This is a genomic window from Halobacteriovorax sp. (assembly GCF_041587335.1).
GTDB lineage: Bacteria > Bdellovibrionota > Bacteriovoracia > Bacteriovoracales > Bacteriovoracaceae > Halobacteriovorax.
Genome location: NZ_JBFGYP010000051.1, coordinates 1 through 20,266, shown reverse-complemented (window position 1 = coordinate 20,266; position 20,266 = coordinate 1). Strand labels below are relative to the sequence as shown.

Genomic DNA, 20,266 nt, shown 5'->3' with positions numbered 1-20,266 from the left:
ACTACTTATAACAATGGCAGTGGCCTTCTTTATTGTTCATGGGAATGATCCATTTAAGTCTAAAGAGCTAGCATTTATGTATATGGGAATTTATGGAACACTTGTGTTTACTGGTGCTGGAGAATTCTCAGTAGATAAGTTTATCAAGAAGTCATAATTTAAAATGGGGGGAGATAATCTCCCCTATTCTACCTTCTCAAATACCTCTAGACCTTCATTAAATTTTAATATTTGTTTGAAATAGATATTTCTCATTGGTGTGGCCGTCGCCTCGGTGATCTCTTTAGATTTTCCCATATAAATATAATGGATATAATTATATCTATTGTCTGGAGTAATGTCTGGGTGTGACTTTTCTTTGGCCTTAAGCTCTTCTAATGCCTCTGCTAAGTAACCCATTGTTGCAACTGCAGCTTTCTTTGGGTCAGTGAGATTTTCTTTTGTGACACCAAACTCTTTCGCTATTTTGGTTGGAACTTTCTTCATTTGAGTAGGTCCTCTAGAGTTTCTAGAAGTGTCGACTCCATTTCCCTTGGCCAGAGCAACTAGCCATGGCAGGGCTTCTTTAATGTAATACTTCTTGGATTCACCAAATTGTGACTCATTCCCTAATATACCAAAAGCAAGTTTTGAGAGTTCATTATACTCTGAGTCCGTAATCTTATAGAGTTTTATTAACTCTTCTTTTTTATCATCAATTTCTGACATAAAAGATACTGCTGTCTTTGTTTGATAATCTTTTTTAGTTATTACTGACTTTATTTCTTTAACATCTCTATCTTTTACAGAGAAATTAAATGGTAGATAATCACTCTTTTTTCCTTCAACTGTGAAGTGAATCTTACCACCTTTAATTTTAAAGTGATGATCCTCAGAGCTAGGAAGAATATAAAAGCTAGTTCCGACGTCTAAACCTTCTAACTCTACACCTTCGTAAGGTCTAACTTCTCCGCGCTCGTCTTGAATATAAAGAACACCATTTTTATAACTGTGTACAAAATATGAGCCTGCACCACCAAGTTGCTTTTGATCACTCAATAGTCCCGCTAAATCAAGTCTTACTCGTTTAATTAGGTTTCCATCTTTATCAAAATACTCGAGGACCTGGTTTTCTTTATCTAAAATTACGTAACTTTCATCTTCAGTGTGCTGCTGAAAAGCTTTGATCTTTTCCTTATCAGATAAAATATTGAGACGATCTTCTAATTTAAGAATTTCTTCTCTATTAATCCAATAATCATCATGGATACGAATATCCGCAACTGTCTTATAGTCTAATTTTGGAGGGATTAAATCGAGTGGTTTTTCTCTACTATACTCATCCTGAGAAGGAAGGCCAAAAAGGTTGAGTTTAAACTTTCCTTTTTCAGAAAAAATAGAATTCTCTAACGATTCTATTTTATTTTTCTTTAACTCTCCAGTTAAATCCATTAAAGATTGCGATAAGAGTAAATCTCCCATCTCATCTGAGTATGTACATGATCCTGCAAAGACTCCATTATCAAAACACTCAGATCCCAATTCAAAAACTAATTCTTTATGAAGAGTATCCATTGTTTTATCAATATCATTTTCTAATTTTTCAATTTCTCTTTCTATCTCACTATCTGTAAGAGATCTTTTTTCAGCGTAAGCACCTGTGAAATTAGCAAGTCGTGAAGAGAGATTTGTTAAGTTAGCACTTGCACTTGTTGCTCCCATTTTCTTAGAGGCAGTATCACTTACGTAACTCATAAACCACGTTATAGCAGCATCTCTTTCTGAGAGTCCTATACTTGGTTCAACCTCTTTAGCTAGAAGTATAAATGCACTCACATCATCATTATAAAAACGAGTGGATCTATCCCAATATTTAGCTGATCTCATATTATCAATGACTGACTCTAGGTCATCTTCATAACCATATTCTTTATAAAGCTCGTCAATCTTCTTTAACTTAGGGTCATTTGGATCAATTTCAGCTGAGATTTTCTTTATTTTATCTTCGAGAGATGTTCGACTGTCTGCGATACTTATTCTTGCTAGCTTCAACGTAGTCAGTTGAAACTGACGTCCTAAGATATTAGAATTATCATTAGCAAAGGCATCCTGATAGTACTCAATGGCCTTATCTTCGCAGATAGAATAGTCTCTCTCTTGCGCAAGTAAGCTAAAGCTTACAAAGAATATTAATAGTAGTTTTGAAAATCTCACATATCTCTCCTATTCTTCTTTACGGAATACTTGAGTTAAAGAGTTAAAGATATCTTCAGAATTCATATAAAATTAGGATGTTAGTCCTTTTTCAAGAAGCCTCGCGCAATGACGAAGCTCAAAAGATTTCCTAGAGTCCCTTCACACACACAGGAGACTTAATGATCACACTTAAATTATTCGCGACATATCTAATTGCCTTCACTACCTTTGCTTCAGTTTGGACTGCTGACAATCAATGGAGTGAAGACTATGAAGAAAAATACTCTCAATGGATGACAACAAGTCATGTTCACGCAGACTTATTCATAGATAAAGAATCACCTTACTATGGACTAAGAGCTGACTGTGCTGACGCAGCATACGCTTTAAGAGCAATCTTTAGTTTTGAAAACTCACTTCCATTTGCAATCAGTAACCCTTCTGGTGGAAGAACAAGTAAGTATCTAACAAATGATTCAACTGCATTTGATAAATATAGAGATCCTCATAAACGTGTTGTAGCGTTTTTAAACAACCTTGGTGAAAGTGTTGGTACTGAGAACCTTTCAAGAATGGATACTTATCCAGTGAAGCTAGATACTGTAAACCCAGGAACTCTTTACACTTATAAAATTAAGGGAAGATTTAGAAGAGTTATTCGTCATGCATATACAATTAAAGATATTCAACCTACGGGAAGCTTTGATTTAATTTACTCTACACAGGCGATAAAAAAAGAGAACCTTCCTATGAACTATAGAAAGGGAAAAGAGCTTGTTAACCTTCCACAAACAGTTTGGGGATTTAGAAAATTTAAGTGGCCAACAAAGCTTCATGTTGCAAATTCATCTTTACCAGAAAGTTTTGGTTATAGTTTAGAGCAGTATTCACTAGCAAAAGAGCTTGGACAAAATGAGTTCTTCTCATATGTTAAAAATCTTTTAAAGACTGAAGATGAAACTCCTAATAGAATGATTGCGAGAGTATTAGAAAATATTTGCCAAGAGGCAACAGCGAGAATTGGCTACGTTGATCAAGGTGTTAATTATAACAACTCTAGAAACGGTCGTTGTATGGACTACACTGATTACGATATCTACTCTACACCAGCTAGAGACAAGGCCCTTAAGTCTTCATACGAAGCTCTCGCTTATAACTGGTCACAGGTTTCTGAGTCAGTTAGTGATAACAACCTTTCAATTATTGTTGAGACTATTCTGGGTGGGAACTTCCAAGATAACACTTTAGTTTTAGACTATTGTCCGATAGCAGTTCAAGGTCTAGGAACATTTGATTTGGCTACAATCTGGAAGAGAATTCAAGTGGGATCGCTTTCTTCTCATCCAAATGACACTCTTTCTGCTCGTTGGGGAGAACCTGGCAAGCGTACAAATTGTAAAGTTTGGTACTAATTATAGGCACTTTTACAATTAAATAATATCTCTCTAGGGGACCTAATCTATTGATTATATGTCCCCTTACCTTCTCCACACTAAAAGACTCAAGTTTATGGCCTAAATAGGCGATAATATTACTATGAACAAAGTAATATTAAGCATCCTATTTTTATCAGCATCACTAACTCTTCAAGCTCAAGAGGCACAGACAATTGAGGCCCCTGAGTATCAAAACTATGAGCAATCAAATGATCAAAGTGATCAATTAGAAAAGCTCTTAGAGATTCCTGAAGTCAATGCTATCTATCAACAATGTAATCAGTTAAAAGCTACAGACACTAAATTAGAGATCTCTGACTGTATATGGAAAAATGTTGTAGATAATGAAGATATAAAAAGCAAGATAGCTTCAAAGCTCAATAATTTAGATCAAGACAAAGTCAAAAAATATGAATCAGTAAATGTTCTACCTCTTGCAAAAGAGTCAACAGAATCTCAAAAGAAGTTAGAAGAGTACTACTATAAAAATATGAACCAACAAATTTTTGGAGACTCTGTAAACGGTAAGAATGCAGATGGAAGCTATCAAGTTGTTGACCACTCTAAGTTTAATACTATTTATCAGAACCAGTTAACAAAGAATGTTTTAACGGCCATTAGTTCTTTCTGTATTGAGGCGTCTATTAAGGGATCTGGAGAAGCGTCTTTTCCACTTATCTCGAGTTCTGTATCTAAGAGAAATACGCAAAGACAATCAAATATAAAGACCCTCTCTAAAACAACAGTCACCGTTAACGATAAAAGTCTATCTGGTGCCCAGTCTCAATCTAACGATTGGCAAAACTGTTTCATCAATGCTCAATATGTTTGTCATGATGGAACAAAGTCTTGGAAAGACTCCGAGGGTAATATTAAGGAAGCTACTGCTAAAAAGACTATCGGCTATGACTGTGATATAGAAGACAAAGAATGTGTAAATTTGCGAGAAAGCTACGATTACACTAAAACTAGAGCATGTGAATTAACTAATTATCTAAAAGTAGCAAAGCAAAACCTTAAAGCTGTTGAGACAATCTCTGAAGGCTACAATCAACTTCAAAAAACAGGCGGAATTCAAGCTATCGCCACAGGCGAAAAACCTAGTGCTAATGGAAATCTCATTAAGCAAGTCAGCCTAGATAATAAAGTTGATGATATTACATCTGTAAGCTCAAACGAATTTGTAAATGAATCAGGCTTCTCAGAAGGAGTAAATAGTGATTTAGCAGAGCTTGAAAATTGTATCTCAAAAGATCCAGAGACAGGAAGTTATAATCTAGCTCCTGGCGCTGAAGAAAGTTGTAAGAAATATCTCAACACTGACAGAGAACAAGTTGAAACCCTTAAGGCCGAATACGCTCTTAGACTGAGAGGACTTGCGGAGAAAGTCAAAACAATTGACGCTACATCTGAAGATACTGATGGTGTAGAAGACTTTCTAAAAGATCAAGGATACACAGATGACGAAATTGGACAAACCATTGAGGCCAATACAGATATTAAGGCCCTAAAAGATCAAATTATTGCTCGCTATGAAAATGAAAAATTAGAACTTATAAAAAGCATGAATGATAAAATGGAAAGCACAGCTTCAACTAATGATGGTGTAATAGATGTTTCTGCCAATAGCCAGGATGTTAGTAAGTTAATTAAAATTCACGAGGAACTTTCCTCTAAAACGGAGCAGTACGCTCAGTTAATACACTTTAATAATGTCGTCTCAGGTTTTCTAGATATTGATCAAGAAGGAAAAGAGACCAGAAAAAACACAGCTTCTATCCAACGTGAGATCGCCAACAGTGCATTCAGCGAAGACAACTTAGCAAACTCACCAGAGATGGCCGTTAAATATGCTAATCAGAATGAAAACCTTGAGAAGTCTCTCGAGGCCAACAGTATTGAACTTTCAGAAAAAGATAAAGGCAATGACGAAGGTGCGACTCTAGGTGTTGATAAGATCAATAACGTTATTCTTAATTATGATATTGACTCAAATCAATAAGTTCATTTCATGAACTAAATTTTGTCCAATACTACCACTCTCTCCCACTTGGAAACTTAAAGTTTTTGAAGTAAAATTTTTGTATTATCCCCCGTAATAAAAGGAATTATTATGAATTACTATAGTGATGAAAAAGACTGGCAATGGCTCTTTCGTAACGGGATTGATTGGGACAAGATTATTCCTCTGTACTACCCTACGTTTCCTACAGAAGATGGTTTCAATTCAAAAAAAGAAGTCATTGATTTTTTCGAAGAAATTTTACAGAACACTGGTGAGTGGACAGGAACATCTGTTGCTGATCGCGCTGCTAAGCTAGACAAAGAAGGTGCTGGTAAAGTTGTTGATGGACGAACGATTCCAAGTGAAGCTCTACAAGCTCTTTACAAAGAAGCAACTGAACTCGACTCTATTGGACTCCCATTTCCAACAGAACTAGGTGGTCTTGGAGCCCCTTCAGCGATTACACTTATGCTACTTGCTCAACTTTCAAGAGCATGTCTTGCTAGTTCTACACAGATGGCATTTTTCACCTCTATTGGAGAGATGATTCATCGCTTTTGTGATGAAGAAACTGCTCATAGACTTGTACCAAAGATAGCCAGAGGTGAACTTTCAGGTTCAATGTGTCTTACAGAGCCTGGTTGTGGATCTGACCTTGGAATGATTAAAACCTCGGCCACTCCAACTGATGATGGAAAGTACTTATTGAATGGATCAAAGATCTTTATCACTAACGGTGGTGGAGGATTAGGTTTTGTTCTCGCAAGAATCAAAGGCGATAAAGAAGGTCTAGCAGGTATCTCACTCTTTCTATGTGAACAAGAAATAGAAGGACAAGACAAGTTAAACTTCATCGTTGCTAAGAATGAAGACAAGATGGGAATGCATGGTTCATTTACAACAGAAGTTGTCTACGAGAACTCCGTAGCGACACTTGTCGGAGACTCTGGTAAAGGTTTCAAGTATATGCTTCACTTGATGAATGAAGCTCGTATAGCTGTAGGTATGCAGGCCCTTGGAACAATTGAAGGATCTATTGGATATGCTATTAAGTACGCCCAAGAAAGAGAGCAATTTGGAAGGCCATTAACAGAGCTTCCTCTAATGAGAAGAAATCTAGAGGATTTCACCACGGAAAGAGACGCAATTAGAGCTCTATTAGTAGATACAGTGTCACACTACGATATTTTTCAAAAGCTAGATTTGAAGAAGCAAAAAGCTAATGAGCTTACAAAAGAAGAAGAAGTTCTTTTTGAAGAGGCATCACTTTGGACAAGAAAGAGAACTCCATTAGTTAAGTACTATGCTTGTGAACAGGCTACGCTCCTATCACAGCGAGCAATTCAAATTCTTGGTGGATATGGATTTATGGAAGAGTACCCTGTTGAAAGGTACCATAGAGATAGCTTTGGTCCCCTTTTATACGAAGGAACATCTCAAATTCAAGCACTCATGGCCCTAAAAGATATTATGAAATATGCAATGAAAGATCCTAAGAGATTTTTTAGCAACGTTTTATTTAAACACCCTACGACTGAACTTTTAAATGGTTCTAAATCTTGGGAGAAATCTTTTAGTTCGTCTCACTATAAGTTTAAAAAGAATATGGTTAAATTACTTGTAAAATGTCTAAGACCAGAAATTGGAGAGCTCTTCAATCCAAAGTCTTGGGCAAGTGATGAAAATGTATCAGAACTTATGGAGCATGCTGAAACACTTTGTCAGGCACTAAGCTATATGGAAACAGCGAGAGTTCTATGTGAGCATGCCAATAAAGATGAAGAGAGAAAAGATTTATTCTTTAGGTATCAGAAATTAATCTTACCTAGACTTGAAGCAATTTATACAGATTGGTCAATTAGATAAATAAAAGGGAGGGTAAAACCTCCCTTTCTCTATATTCTATCTGCAAGACTCTACTGAGCGATCCATTGCAAATTTTGGACTGTAACTTCTAGATAAAGTTTTATATGTAACCTCTAAACAATTCATAGAATCACTATCAAGAAGTTCAACTTTCTCTAAGGCCCTATCAATAGCGAAGCTACTTGAATAATCCTGCTCATAAGCAGAATAGATAAACATAAGTTCGTCACTTTTTCCAAAGTAGTCATGACCTTGGACTTTATCTATTGCTCTCTCAAGGGCAAAGACTTCACTGTAAGACTGTGAGTATATTTCATATACAAATTTAACAATCCCTACATCACTAATTCTCTCACAAGCTTCTTTTGCTTTCTTTAAAGCGAAAGTACCAGAGTAAGAACTTTCATATACTTGTAATGCGAAATCAAGGCAGCGATTATCAGGACGGTTATCTAGTTTGTCTAATATAGATTTGAGGTTATTTTGAATAATACGAAGCTCTTGCACTGAGGCCTGAGAGTCTAGGACCTTCAGCTGAATACGTGAAGATAGTCTTGAGATATTATCAATGACTTGACCCCTTGAATTTGCAAAGCTGTTTGTAGAAATGAATAGTAAACCGATCAGAATGATATTACGCATGCTCTCTCCCTTGTTTGGTAGTTCACTATTGCAGGGAAAAATAGAATCGTAAAGTGAGTGTAAGAAAATTAAAGGATTGAGTTTAGCTTTTGAACTCTAGTGCGATTAAAGCTCTCTTCTCCACATGCTTCAACCATACTTATCTCAGAGACAGTTCCAAGGAATGTGGCATCTGTACTAGATGTAATGATATCGTATGTCACATGTTTATAAACTTTATAGCCGCTTACTTCTTGTTGGTCGTTAGAGTTAGTTTCAGCGTACTTAATAGTTAGACGGTCTGAGTTTGAGTCTATCTTTGCAAATTGAGTGTAAACTCTATCTGAGCCTTGAGTATAGAATTCGAGAGGGTTATCTCCAGCAAAAATTGAAGGACAAACTGTAGATAATGCCCCATGGGACTCTGTTAAAACTTCTTTGTAGTATGTTTGATTACTTAAAGAATCTAGAATGATTGGATTAGACATAAGAGTTGAAGAAATAGTCGTCTCTAGATCAAACTGCTCATTCTCTTGTGAACAATTTTTGCCTTCTACAGATATATTGGCCTTCTTACCTATGATTGGAGTTGAGTGCCAATAGCTACGTTTAGATCTTAAGGCATTACAAATACGCAATGCAATAGTCTCAGAGTTTGCGTCGAGAAGCTTGATTTCGATTCCAAATTCCTCACCCACACTGGCCAAACCTCTATCGTTTCCACTATGATTCTGGCCACAGCTCACAAAAGCTAGAAGGATGCATAATATACTAAATTGATTTTTATTAAATCTAATCATCTCTATTCTTATCGGATGCAACTAGTCAGAGTTTATATTTTTTCTTAAATTTAAGTAACATAAAGGCTGCGATTATAACTACTCGAAATAACGACACATTTGATGGAAAGCTAGGAAAGTATTTCAAGGTTGAGACAGCAGACAATAGTACAACTCTCTATAGTGAATACTTCGATGAAAACTGTCACTCTACTTCCGGTGCAAACGCAGAGACGGACTTCAATTATGTTGAGGGTTGCGAAATAGTGTCAAAACTCAAGCGAGATGGTGAAATTACCATTTTTGAAGTTGGTTACGGACTAGGTGTAGGCGCTATAAGAACTTTTGAGAAAATAAATAGTCTTGAAGGTAAAGTTCACTTTATAAGCTGTGAACTAGATGAAGGTCTTATAAACTGGTCCATAGAGAATGACTCTCATCCACTTTTAAATGCGCTAATAGAAAAGAATGAGCAAGGGACAAAGTTCTATCAAAGCTCAATTGGAAACTTTCACTTAACTATTATTGTTGGAGATATTCGAAAGACCTTATCAGTGGCCAAGATCGACCTATCTCTTCCAGAGTTCAATGCAATTTATCAGGATGCATTCTCACCTAAGAAAAACCCTCATCTATGGACAACAGAGTGGTTTTCGGAGCTAAAAGGCCTATCTGCCTCAGATTGTGTGCTAAGCACTTACTCAGCGGCCATGCCGATAAGAAAGAGTCTACTCTCTGCAGGATGGTCTGTTTTTAAGAGAGAGGGTTATGGAGAAAAGCGCTCAACTACTATAGCAAGGTTGGGAATTGAGATGAATCCTGTGTTTCTTCAAAATATTGAGAACTCACCAGAACAGTGTCTAAGTGATAAGTTATTGAAAAAATAACACTTTCTTATAGAATTATTTATGATTCACTTGTAAAATAGTACTAATGTACTTAACTAGGAGATAAAGTGTCTCAAGTAATTCTCATTGAAGAAAATGAAAATTTAAGAGATCTTCTTGCTATCAATCTTAAGACTTACGTCGGAAGTGAAGTGATCCCAAGATCTACTGCAAGTGAGGCAATCGATCTATTGAATATTCTTCCAAATGTAGACTTAATCATTACTCAAGCAAGAGTTGATGATGAGCAGACTGCAAATATTCTACTTCAATACATTAAAGATAATAATTCAGATGTATCTATAATCGTTAATGGTCAATTTGATCATGTTGATGAAGAAAAGCTAATTGTCATTCAAGAGGAAAAAGACTGGGAAACAATAATTAGTACTTCCGCCCAGGTTCTAGGTGTAAGTATTGAGTCTCTAGAAAAAAGAGTTCTTCCTGAATTTATACCAATTGAGATTCGTTACTTTCTCCCTCTAGACTCCTCATGTTGTGATGTTTTCATTCGTATTAAGAAAACGGCTACTGAGTATCAATTTGTAAAAAGAATTCATGCGGGAGATCGTTACTCAAGACAGTTGATTGATAAATACCGAGATCAAGGTCTCATATATTTCTATATTCCTAAAGAGTATCAAAACAATTTCACCAACTATGTTTCTGACCATCTTTCTCAAAAACTTGATGAAGATAACTTTAAAAATATAGATCAAAAAATTGAAGTCATCTCTCAGAGTTACGACATAGCACTAAATGAAATTAAAAACCTTGGTTTTAATAGTGCAACAATTCAGCTTACTGACAGTATTATCAAAAGCATGATTTCTGCATCAAAGAATTTACCTGAGGTAAATAGCGTTTTACATAAAGTTATAAACTCTAAAAGTGGCTATCTCTACCAGCATGGTCACATGACTTCTATTGTTGCTAATGAAATAGCAAAGAACTTAGGAATAAATCAAGAGCTTGTAACTCTCCGTTTGGCCTATGCCAGTTTTTTCAAAGATATTACTTTTGTAGATAATGAAAGCTTAGCAAAGATTTCCACTTTTGAAGAACTTGAGTCAAGTTCAGTTAGTGAAGAGGATTGGGATCTAGTCTTCAATCACGCCCTAGATGGAGCGCTACTAATAAGAAAGCATCCGGAGGCCCCAATTGATGTAGATACAATTATTAAAAATCATCATGGGACAACTAACGGCAAGGGCTTTTCAATTAACAATATGCCCAAACTTCCACTTGAGTCTAAGATATTTATTATTGCATGTGAGTTCGTAAGAGAACTTCTAGATTTTAAAGAAAGGGGTGGTAAGCCACACCCTATTGTTGACCAACTCTATAAGAGATACTCTAGCCCTGAAATGATAAAAGTCATCAAGGCCTTAGAAAAAACATTAAGAAGTAAAGTTGTAAAAAAATGATTGATTCTCCTTTTAAAAATAAAAAAATCACAGATCTTTTTGGTATAGACTACCCTATCATTCAGGCCGGTATGGTCTGGGTTTCTGGGGCCAAACTAGCGGCCGCTGCAGCTAATGCTGGCTGCTTAGGAATTATTGGCGCGGGAAGCATGCGCCCTGATTTACTCAAAGACCAAATCATAAAAGCGAAGACTCTCACTGATAAACCTTTGGCCGTAAATATTCCACTTCTTTATAAGTACGCAAGTGAACATATAGAAACTGCACTAGAGAATGGAATCCGTATCTTCTTTACCAGTGCCGGCAGTCCTAAAAAGTACACCAGCTATCTTAAAGAGAAAGGTTGTGTGGTAGTTCACGTTACAAGCTCTCCCGATCTCGCTCTTAAGTGTGAAGCTGCTGGTGTTGATGCTATTGTAGCAGAAGGCTTTGAAGCTGGCGGACATAATGGTAGAGACGAAATTACAACCATGAGCCTAATTCCTCAGGTTGTTAATGCTGTGAATATTCCTGTTATTGCAGCAGGAGGTATTGCTAGTGGTCAGTCCATAGTCGCAGCAATGGCGCTGGGAGCAGATGGTGTTCAAATAGGATCAAGGTTTGCTTGTACAGTTGAATCATCAGCTCACCAAAACTTTAAACAAGCAATCATGAGTGCTGGCCCTGGTGACACTCGCCTCTCTATGAAAGAAGTTGTTCCAGTAAGGCTGCTCAAGAATGAATTCTATGAACAAGTTGTTGCTCTTGAAAAGAAATGCGCAGGAAAAGAGGCCCTAGTAGAACTTCTAGGAAAAGGTAGAGCAAAACTTGGTATGCTTGATGGTAACTTATCTGAAGGTGAGTTAGAAATTGGGCAAGTCAGTGCTTTAATAAATGATAATCCAACAGTTGATTCACTAGTTAAGACTCTACTGCAAGAATATAGAGAGACGCTCTCTACATTTTAGACTTAAATTTATCTAAAGCTTTAAAAAGCTTATTTTTATCAAGCTGCAATTTTTTTGAGACTATACATTGATATAGAAATGAGTCCCTAAAGCTAGATACTGGACTAAGGTTTACCTTGTGTTTAATCATATAGTTCTCGGCTATATTCTTAGACATTATAATTAAACCAACTCTCTTTAATCCTAGAAACTTTATTAAATTTTCATGACTTTTAATATCGTATCTGCCTACTCTAGAGATTAATTTTTCAAATTGAGGGTGATAAGAAAAGCCTGTGATCGTTCCAATCGTTTCTTTTACTTCACTTAATTTTTTAATATCTTTGAATTTATCTTGATTCGTATAAAGAAGATTTACATCTTCAAATAGTCCTGGATACCAGTCAAATTCGCTGGGCTCGTCAACCCACTTCTTATTTAAATTACAGTACAGATCAATATGACCACTCTTAAGGAGCTCTAGTAATCTAGTCCTAGGTGTAAATACCATTCTATAGTCAACGTTTAGCTCTTCACTAAGAAATTTAGCAAGCTCTAAGAAATGACCCCCTACAACACGCTTATTATTATCATAAATGACATAAGGTGGTGAATTGTGGTCACCGTAGGCTATTGAAATACGTTGGTCTGCTCTACTGATAGGAGACAGAATGGTAAGTAGAAGTAAGTACAGGAATATTCTCATATGACTTATTTTAACATTAATTAGATAGGTTTTGTAATTAAATATTATTGAAGCATCTTTTTGTTGCGCCCTAATATTTTCCTATGACTTTTAGTCTCCTCCCCCATAGTATAGTCGCCTTTAGGAGAGATTTATGAATCAAATAATTAAAGTATTAATTTTAATATCCCTATCAGCAACTAGTTTTGCACATAGCTCAGGTGGTCATACATCTGATGAATTTGGAATTCCAGACTCGGGATCATCAATGTTTCATATGCCTATTCAAATAGGTTTTGATGGCAATATTAACTTTGGCTACAAAATGAATATGGACCATGGCACTAGTAGTAATATGAGTCATGATGGAATGGATCATACAGACATGGGTCACATGGACGATATGGGACATGGAGATATGGATCACGGAAATATGAGTGATATGAATAACGATATGGGGATGGGTGATTCGAATCATATGAATGATGGTGATATGAACCACAATGACATGGACCATGGAGATATGGATATGGCCGACTCCGATGCTGATAGCTCAACAGATCATAGTGGACATAGTAGTAGCTCAAGCGTTCACTGGCACTTAATGCCAATGGTGAGTCTTGGTATAGATAAGATAAATCGTAAAATAAAGTTAGACGATGAATCTATAAAGATTATTAGAGCAAGAAAAATTGAAGTTGGCGCAGGTCTAATGGTTATGGGTCATTTAATGAACTTACCTTGGTCAACAATGGTTACCGCCGGACTTATGCCCTATAAAGGCGAATATAAGTACATGGAGAAGCTAGCGACACATAATGACAGTGATGACACTTTTTTAAAGGTTCCTTCTACTATAGATGATCTCAATAAATGGAGTATAGGAGATAAGCTCTCTTACAGCTCACACGGTGGTGTTATGTCACACGGAGGGATCACTTTTGGACATATTCTAGATATTTCTGCAAATTACATGTTTCAAGGAAAGTGGCGAATTTCAATAGAAAAAGTATCTGAGACTAAGATTAAAACTACATTTTTAAATGAAGAGATGTCTCACTACTCTTCAAGCATAGGAAATATGGGTCTCTCTTTAAGTTCAGGAAAGATGAATATGGAAGGAAAGTCAGAAACATTTACTTTTGATCTAACAGATCAGGGGGGTGTTTCTACTTATATCTCTGCTCTCTCTGGGGATCTTACTAAAGCGCAAGAACTAGAGTCATTAGAAGGTGGACCAGTGTTTAGAAATTCATTTGGGACTAGTTCAATGATTGCTTTTCAAAGAATGACGGCGCTTCAGATTCCGGCCCTCTTTGTTAGATCTAAATCAAATTCTAAAATGTATAGCTTATCTAACTCAACAGATAACTTCTTTGGGATGGAGACAAAGACAGACATGGCAATGACTGTTGACTCTAAGTCTACTTCTGGACTATTTTCAAAACATAAAAGCAGAAACGAATACTTTATGGCAATGGCCATGAACGTGAAACAAAACGGGAAGAATCACGTTAACTACGCCTCATCTTGGAAGAGATTATTTGAAAGGGATAAAGTCAGTAGAAAGCAATATAAGAAAGAGCTTAAGTATCTTAATCAAAAAACTGGGTTTGACCTAAGTGAACTTGAAATTCCATCTTCAAGTAAATATGGATACTTTAGATCTGAATTTGAGATAAATCTGACTCAAGGAGCGACGGACAAGATTATTTCACTTATAGATAATAGTGACAGACGATCTCTGCTACAAAAGACTTATGATACAGTAAACGCAGGCTTTAGAGCTGATTCAAAAAAGATGAAGAAGTTATGTAAGAAGAGATTTTTCAAGTCATGTCATAAAGCATTAATAAAGTCTTCCTCAACTCTAATTGTCGAGATGTGGGATCAATTAAAGATTATGAAGAAAGCAAAGCACAACAATAACTGGAAGAAATTCACTGCTGCCTATAATAAGTTTGGAAGCTTTATGATGGAAAACCAGTTTGTCTTTAAAGCTATCTTAAGTAACCTTTCTAAAGAAGACTACAAAGTAAGTTTAAGAACTCTAGGTGAAAAGCAAGTTGAAAAATTAATCAGCTTATAAATAAAGATGGGGTGTATTTCAAAAATACACCCTTATCCCATCAAGTAAAAATCAAAGCCATTTACTATTATTTGAAATATCTGCTATAAATATTTATGAAAAAATTTATAGAAATTGGACAAAATAGACATATTAATGGTGACTCAACTGTTGCCAGTAACTTTGACGCAGTAATGAAGGGCGAAAAAGCGAAGATGCTTTACGCGGACCCACCTTATTGCCTTCTTGTAAGAAGAAATAAAAAAACTGGTGCTCTTAGAGATCCAAAGACGGCCAAAATAAATCATGAGGCCGTAACTCGCTATGAGAATGTAAAATCCTACCGATTCTTCACAGAGAAGTGGCTAGGAGAAGCCGTAAAGCATATTGCCGACGATGGCGTTCTTGTCATCTGGACAAACTATCTTGGTATTAAACCAATTAAGGACACAGCTTTAAAGCTAGGTTTTGAACACTTTTACGGAGAATTTCTCTGGGGAAAGATTGCAAAAGAGACTAATAGTGGCAACGAGACTAATGTCAGGTTGTACGAAGTTGCTCTAGTATTTTCAAAGAAACCTATGAAGAAGATGACTAATGCTGACTTACCTCTTCAGTGGTCAATTATCACAAAGTATGACGAAGAAGGCGAGGCCTCAAAGTGGGAAAATCACCCTAACCATAAACCATTCTCTTGTCTTGAGCCATTGATTAGAAACTTCACTGTACCTGGTGATCGAATACTAGATCCTTTTACAGGTAGTGGCTCGACTCCGGCGGCAGCAATTCAGTTAGATCGAGTAATTTCAGGGATTGAGCTTAGAGAGAACTGGGCGAGTATTTCTCAAAAAAGAATAAAGGAGCTAGCAGAAAGCTAGCCCCTAAGAATATTTAGTAATTACCTTGTTGTAATGCTTTAATTCTTGTCTCTAGTGGAGGGTGAGAACTAAAAAGGAATGCAAGGTTAGACTTACTTGAAATCTTCATACTTGCAAAGGCCTTATCACTACCCTCAACATCTGCAACTTCAAGCGTTCTTTGAAGGCCCTGAAGGGCAGAGATCATTTTTTGCTTACCAGCTAATTGTGCTCCACCAGCATCTGCTCTAAATTCTCTCCATCTAGAGAACCAAGCAACGATAGGTGCTGCAGCGATACCAAATACAATATCTAAAACAATTGTTACGGCCATTCTTGCAAAAAATCCAAGTCCGCCACGTCCCTCTTCATCTCTCATCGCATTATCAATAGCAAAAGCTACAATACGAGAAAAGAACATAACAAAAGCGTTCACAATACCTTGAACAAGAGACATCGTGATCATGTCCCCGTTGGCAACGTGAGCAATCTCATGGGCAAGAACACCTTCAACTTCGTCACTGTTCATTTGGTTTAATAAACCAGATGATACTGCAACAAGTGAATTATTACGACTAGGACCTGTTGCAAAAGCATTTACTTCAGGACTGTCATAGATACCAACTTCTGGCATTTTTGTAATATTCGCTTTTTTAGCAAGTCTGTGTACAGTTCTAACAAGATCACCGTATTGACTATTTTCATCTACGATTTTTACACCCATGGCCATCTTCGCCATAAACTTAGACATCATAAGTGATATTAGTGAGCCAACAGAACCCCATACTAAACAGAATACTAGTAACGACTGATAATTTAGCCCCGTACCTTCTAAATATGGTTGAACATTAAAAACACTGAGAACAATATTAACCATGAAAACGACTAATAAGTTAGTGATAATAAATAAACCAATTCTTAACATAATTTCCTCTCTTAAAATTTGATACTTACATATTGGGCCTTAATTAAGCGTTGTCAAGATTAAGCGGTACGACTTTGCTATAAGTTGACAATAAATAAGCACATTCAGCAATTATGACTACAACCTCAATTTAACCTTATTATCATAAAAAAATAATCCGTCCTAAGTTAAGAATGCTTGTATCTTCATCCTTTGTAGTTAATATAAAGAAAAGTTGTAGAAATAAGATAAATTCTAAAAGGAAATTCATATGTTAGATGAAGTTTTAAGCTCCTTCAGTACAGTACAAACGGAGCTATTTCAGCTATTACCAAAACTAGCTCTCTCACTTACCATTCTAATCATTGGAACCATTTTAGCCTATCTATTAAAGTGGCTTGGAACTGGACTCATTCGCTGGACCTCTAAAGTAATCCCAAAAAATCTTCTACAAAAGATCATTACAAGAAAGGAGATAGAGAAGTTTTCAACTATCTTTGGCAAAGTTGTTTTCTTTATTACTATATTTCTATCTATAGCTACTGCTTTAAAAAAACTTGGACTAGAAATTGTTTCGACTTGGTTTGAAAACATTGCCTCTTATCTCCCCAACACCATTGCGGCACTAGTTATATTTGTATTTGGTTGGAAGTTAAAAGACTTCCTAGAAGATATAATTTATAAAAGCCTAACTCAAGTTAGCTTTAATCAAGCAAAGGTGTTCAGCAAGGCGGTCTCTTGGACAGTTTTTATAATTAGTACGACAGTTGCCCTTGAGCAAGTGGGACTAAATATAAGCTTGATTATTAACCTGTCGATTATGCTGGCTGGAATAGTTGCAGGAGGAATAGCGCTAACTTTTGCTCTTGGCGCAAAATCTAATATTACTGATATTCTCAGCTGTTATCAGATAGCAGGCCATATGAAGATTGGAGAGGAAGTAACGATTGCAAAACACAGAGGGATTGTAAAATCAATTGGTCCAGTCTTTGTCATTTTAGAATCTGAAGAAGGTCGAGTGGCATTACCCGGAAACCTCTTCAATAAAAATATTCTTACAGTGAAAAAGGTATAACCATATGGAAGAGAACTTCTCTAAGATTAAGATTCTATCTACCTTTGTTCAAAATCACCCAGAGTCGGCTTCTGTTGTCTTAATGAAGTCAGGACCAAAAGAACTTTCTAAACTCATGGAGTATATGCCTGTAGAGGCTTTAACTGAGACGCTTACACTGGTACCAGTGAACTTACTTGAAGAGTCTCTGGCCTTATTACCTAATCCAATAATTGCTAATATTCTTGGGCAATTAAATATTAATTTAACAGGAACAGTGTTTCATCAATGGAAATTAAAAAATAGATTGGAAAGCAGTAGAATTGATGAAATTTCAAGTTTGCTAGACACAGATCTTTCAGTTTCAATCAAAAGATTACTGCAGTACCCAGAAAATACTCTAGGAAGTATTATGAGTCCTGTTCCATTTTCCATAAGAGAGAATATTACGACAGCAGAGGCCCTATCAATTCTAAAAAAAGAAAAAAATAGATATAATAGATATATTTATATTATTGATGAAAGTTCTAAATTACACGGTGTCGTTTCTTTTAAAGATCTCTTTTATTCAAAAAGTAACACTCTCGTCTCATCAATAATGAGTTCTGATATATTCTACTTTAATCCAAATGAAAGTTTGCAGTTGGCCTACAAGAATCTATCTTGGAAAAAGTGGGGAACCATTCCTGTCGTTGATAAAAATAGAAGCATAATTGGTCTCATAAAACACCGCTCACTTGAAGAAGAAATTATGAGTGAAGAAGGTACAGATAATGCTAGAAGTAATGAAATCTCACAAGCTGGAGCTGCCATTGGTGAAGTCTTTAAAATTGGAATGTCGGCGTCAGTTTCTGCACTAATGATCCCAATGAAAGGGAGAAAAAATCATGAGTAGCACTATAACATCTCTAGAGAAGAACTTGCTGGATCAATACTTCGAATCCTATCCTGAGAAATCCATCTCTAGCTTAGAAGAATTATCTACAGTAGACATTGTTAATATCATAAAAGATTTTCCAGTAACAACTATTGTACGAATACTTACACAATTAAAAACTGACAGAGGAGCTAACGTGTTAGTCACTCTTCCCGACAATATCTTTAACAAGGTCTATTCTCAACTTGATCCGATGAGGGCGGCCCAACTTATATCAAAATCAGATCTTGATGTTAGAGAAGTAAAATTATCTTTATTATCCGATTCTGAAGTAAAAGATATTAAAGAAATCTCATCGTTTCCTACAGGGTCTGCTGGAAGCTTAATGGATCAAAGTATAAAGACATACCGTCCTTCAGATACGGTGAAGAAAGTTATTACAGATCTTCAAAAAAGCAGGATCGACCACCGTGAGGTTTTCATTTTAAATTTAAATGGAGAGCTCGTTGGCTACTTACCAGTAAGATCTCTCCTCTACTCTAATGAAAGAGAGTCTCTAGAAAGAATAATGCATAAGAATCCTCCATCAGTGAATGCACTCTCGCCGCGTGAAGAGATCACAGAATGTTTTGAAACATTTAAAACAACAGTGTTACCTGTTACTCATATTGACGGGAGTCTATTAGGAGCAATCAGGTACTCTAGTCTTGTAAAAGAAGTCCAAAGTCAGGCCATTGATTCTATGGCAACTATGGGAGGAGCGAGTCCATCAGAAAGAGCTCTTTCACCTCCTATTTTCTCTGTAGGAAAAAGACTTCCTTGGCTAATGATAAATTTACTCACCGCCTTCATTGCTTCAGCTGTTGTAAATTTCTTTGAGGGGACAATAGCTCAAGTTACAGCTCTCGCAATCCTACTACCTGTCGTAGCTGGTCAGTCGGGAAATACTGGTGCTCAGGCCATGGCAGTAACAATGAGAGGATTAGCACTTAGAGAAGTTAGAGTTAAACAATGGGCAAAGCTCCTATTTAAAGAATTGAGAGTTGGGTTTATAAACGGTGTGTTCATAGCAATAGTCACAGGATCAGCAGTTTATTTCTGGAGCAATAGTTTTGCTCTTGGAGCAGTTATGACAATGGCAATGATACTCTCTATGATTATTGCATCAATTTCAGGAGCTGCGATCCCAATCATTCTCACATCCCTTGGAAAAGATCCAGCTCAATCATCGTCAGTTCTGTTGACAACTGTTACTGATGTAATGGGGTTTATAAGTTTCTTAGGACTTGCCACATTGTTTATTTCATTTTTAACAAAGAGCTAACAAAAGGTATTTATGGATCCACTCAGTTATTTTATTATTGTTATACTATGCCTTCTTCTTTCAGCATTTTTCTCCGGAAGTGAGACTGCCCTACTTAGGTTGACAAAAGATCATGTCGAACAAGATTTAGAAAAATCTGGACGTTTATCTATTATGGCGGCAAAGGAGCTAATTAAAACTCCTGCTAAGCTTTTAGTTACAATTCTACTCGGAAATAATGTAGTAAATATCCTTGGGGCTTCGTGTGCTTCAGCTCTAGGAGTTTATTACTTTGGTGAACAGCAGGGAATTATTATTTCGACTATTGCAATGACTTTGATAGTACTTATCTTTTCTGAAATCCTACCCAAATCAATTGCAGCAAAGAACCCCGGT

General features: G+C 36.3%; 17 protein-coding genes. 12 read left to right on the top strand and 5 right to left on the bottom strand.

What is annotated here, in order from left to right; genetic code table 11:
- Nucleotides 1-183 precede the first annotated feature (183 nt).
- Nucleotides 184-2,193 carry a hypothetical protein gene (locus ABX784_RS09125; protein ID WP_372654719.1) on the bottom strand — a complete coding sequence of 670 codons (2,010 nt, stop codon included), beginning with the start codon at nt 2,191-2,193 and terminating at the stop codon, nt 184-186.
- A 161-nt stretch (nt 2,194-2,354) separates the two neighbouring features.
- Here ABX784_RS09125 and ABX784_RS09120 point away from each other — a divergent pair, with 161 nt between their 5' ends.
- The 3 genes from ABX784_RS09120 to ABX784_RS09110 all read left to right on the top strand — a co-directional run bounded on the left by ABX784_RS09120 (nt 2,355) and on the right by ABX784_RS09110 (nt 7,482).
- A complete protein-coding gene (locus tag ABX784_RS09120) occupies nt 2,355-3,587 on the top strand; it encodes a hypothetical protein (RefSeq protein WP_372654718.1) in 1,233 nt (410 codons plus the stop codon).
- Between the two features lie 124 nt (nt 3,588-3,711).
- Nucleotides 3,712-5,613, top strand: a complete 1,902-nt coding sequence (locus ABX784_RS09115; RefSeq protein WP_372654717.1) for a hypothetical protein — start codon at nt 3,712-3,714, stop codon at nt 5,611-5,613.
- Nucleotides 5,614-5,724: 111 nt separating this feature from the next.
- Nucleotides 5,725-7,482, top strand: a complete 1,758-nt coding sequence (locus ABX784_RS09110; protein ID WP_372654716.1) for an acyl-CoA dehydrogenase family protein — start codon at nt 5,725-5,727, stop codon at nt 7,480-7,482.
- A gap of 36 nt (nt 7,483-7,518) precedes the next feature.
- Here ABX784_RS09110 and ABX784_RS09105 read toward each other — a convergent pair whose 3' ends face one another.
- Complete coding sequence (locus ABX784_RS09105) at nt 7,519-8,124, bottom strand: hypothetical protein (protein WP_372654715.1); 606 nt, start codon at nt 8,122-8,124, stop codon at nt 7,519-7,521.
- Between the two features lie 68 nt (nt 8,125-8,192).
- Nucleotides 8,193-8,903 (bottom strand): hypothetical protein, encoded by a 711-nt coding sequence (locus ABX784_RS09100; RefSeq protein ID WP_372654714.1) that lies wholly within the window; start codon nt 8,901-8,903, stop codon nt 8,193-8,195.
- Nucleotides 8,904-9,148: 245 nt separating this feature from the next.
- Here ABX784_RS09100 and ABX784_RS09095 point away from each other — a divergent pair, with 245 nt between their 5' ends.
- From ABX784_RS09095 to ABX784_RS09085, 3 genes are all read left to right on the top strand, one after another.
- Nucleotides 9,149-9,769, top strand: coding sequence for a tRNA (5-methylaminomethyl-2-thiouridine)(34)-methyltransferase MnmD (locus ABX784_RS09095; protein WP_372654713.1), 621 nt, complete (start codon nt 9,149-9,151; stop codon nt 9,767-9,769).
- Between the two features lie 68 nt (nt 9,770-9,837).
- Nucleotides 9,838-11,196, top strand: a complete 1,359-nt coding sequence (locus ABX784_RS09090; protein ID WP_372654712.1) for a hypothetical protein — start codon at nt 9,838-9,840, stop codon at nt 11,194-11,196.
- Nucleotides 11,193-12,143: an NAD(P)H-dependent flavin oxidoreductase gene (locus ABX784_RS09085; RefSeq protein ID WP_372654711.1), complete on the top strand. Its 951-nt coding sequence runs from the start codon at nt 11,193-11,195 to the stop codon at nt 12,141-12,143. The genes ABX784_RS09090 and ABX784_RS09085 overlap by 4 nt, the downstream gene beginning before the upstream one ends.
- Here the strand turns inward: ABX784_RS09085 and ABX784_RS09080 are convergent.
- On the bottom strand, nt 12,133-12,828 hold the full coding sequence (locus tag ABX784_RS09080; RefSeq protein WP_372654710.1) for a substrate-binding periplasmic protein: 696 nt from the start codon (nt 12,826-12,828) through the stop codon (nt 12,133-12,135). The two genes, ABX784_RS09085 and ABX784_RS09080, sit on opposite strands and share 11 nt — an antisense overlap.
- A gap of 133 nt (nt 12,829-12,961) precedes the next feature.
- Between ABX784_RS09080 and ABX784_RS09075 the strand changes: the two genes are divergently transcribed.
- Entirely contained in the window at nt 12,962-14,896 is a 1,935-nt protein-coding gene (locus tag ABX784_RS09075; protein ID WP_372654709.1) for a hypothetical protein, read from the top strand.
- A gap of 95 nt (nt 14,897-14,991) precedes the next feature.
- The gene (locus tag ABX784_RS09070) at nt 14,992-15,753 is read left to right on the top strand and encodes a site-specific DNA-methyltransferase (protein ID WP_372654708.1); all 762 of its coding nucleotides are present in this window, start codon (nt 14,992-14,994) and stop codon (nt 15,751-15,753) included.
- A 13-nt stretch (nt 15,754-15,766) separates the two neighbouring features.
- Here the strand turns inward: ABX784_RS09070 and htpX are convergent, their stop codons facing one another.
- Nucleotides 15,767-16,657, bottom strand: a complete 891-nt coding sequence (gene htpX / locus ABX784_RS09065; RefSeq protein WP_372654707.1) for a protease HtpX — start codon at nt 16,655-16,657, stop codon at nt 15,767-15,769.
- A gap of 250 nt (nt 16,658-16,907) precedes the next feature.
- On the opposite strand from htpX, the gene ABX784_RS09060 reads away from it, so the two are divergent.
- The 4 genes from ABX784_RS09060 to ABX784_RS09045 all read left to right on the top strand — a co-directional run.
- A complete protein-coding gene (locus ABX784_RS09060) occupies nt 16,908-17,711 on the top strand; it encodes a hypothetical protein (protein ID WP_372654706.1) in 804 nt (267 codons plus the stop codon).
- 4 nt (nt 17,712-17,715) lie between these two features.
- Nucleotides 17,716-18,585, top strand: coding sequence for a CBS domain-containing protein (locus ABX784_RS09055; RefSeq protein WP_372654705.1), 870 nt, complete (start codon nt 17,716-17,718; stop codon nt 18,583-18,585).
- On the top strand, nt 18,578-19,891 hold the full coding sequence (locus ABX784_RS09050; RefSeq protein ID WP_372654704.1) for a magnesium transporter: 1,314 nt from the start codon (nt 18,578-18,580) through the stop codon (nt 19,889-19,891). The genes ABX784_RS09055 and ABX784_RS09050 overlap by 8 nt, the downstream gene beginning before the upstream one ends.
- A gap of 12 nt (nt 19,892-19,903) precedes the next feature.
- On the top strand, nt 19,904-20,266 hold a 363-nt coding region (locus ABX784_RS09045; RefSeq protein ID WP_372654703.1), incomplete at its 3' end, for a CNNM domain-containing protein.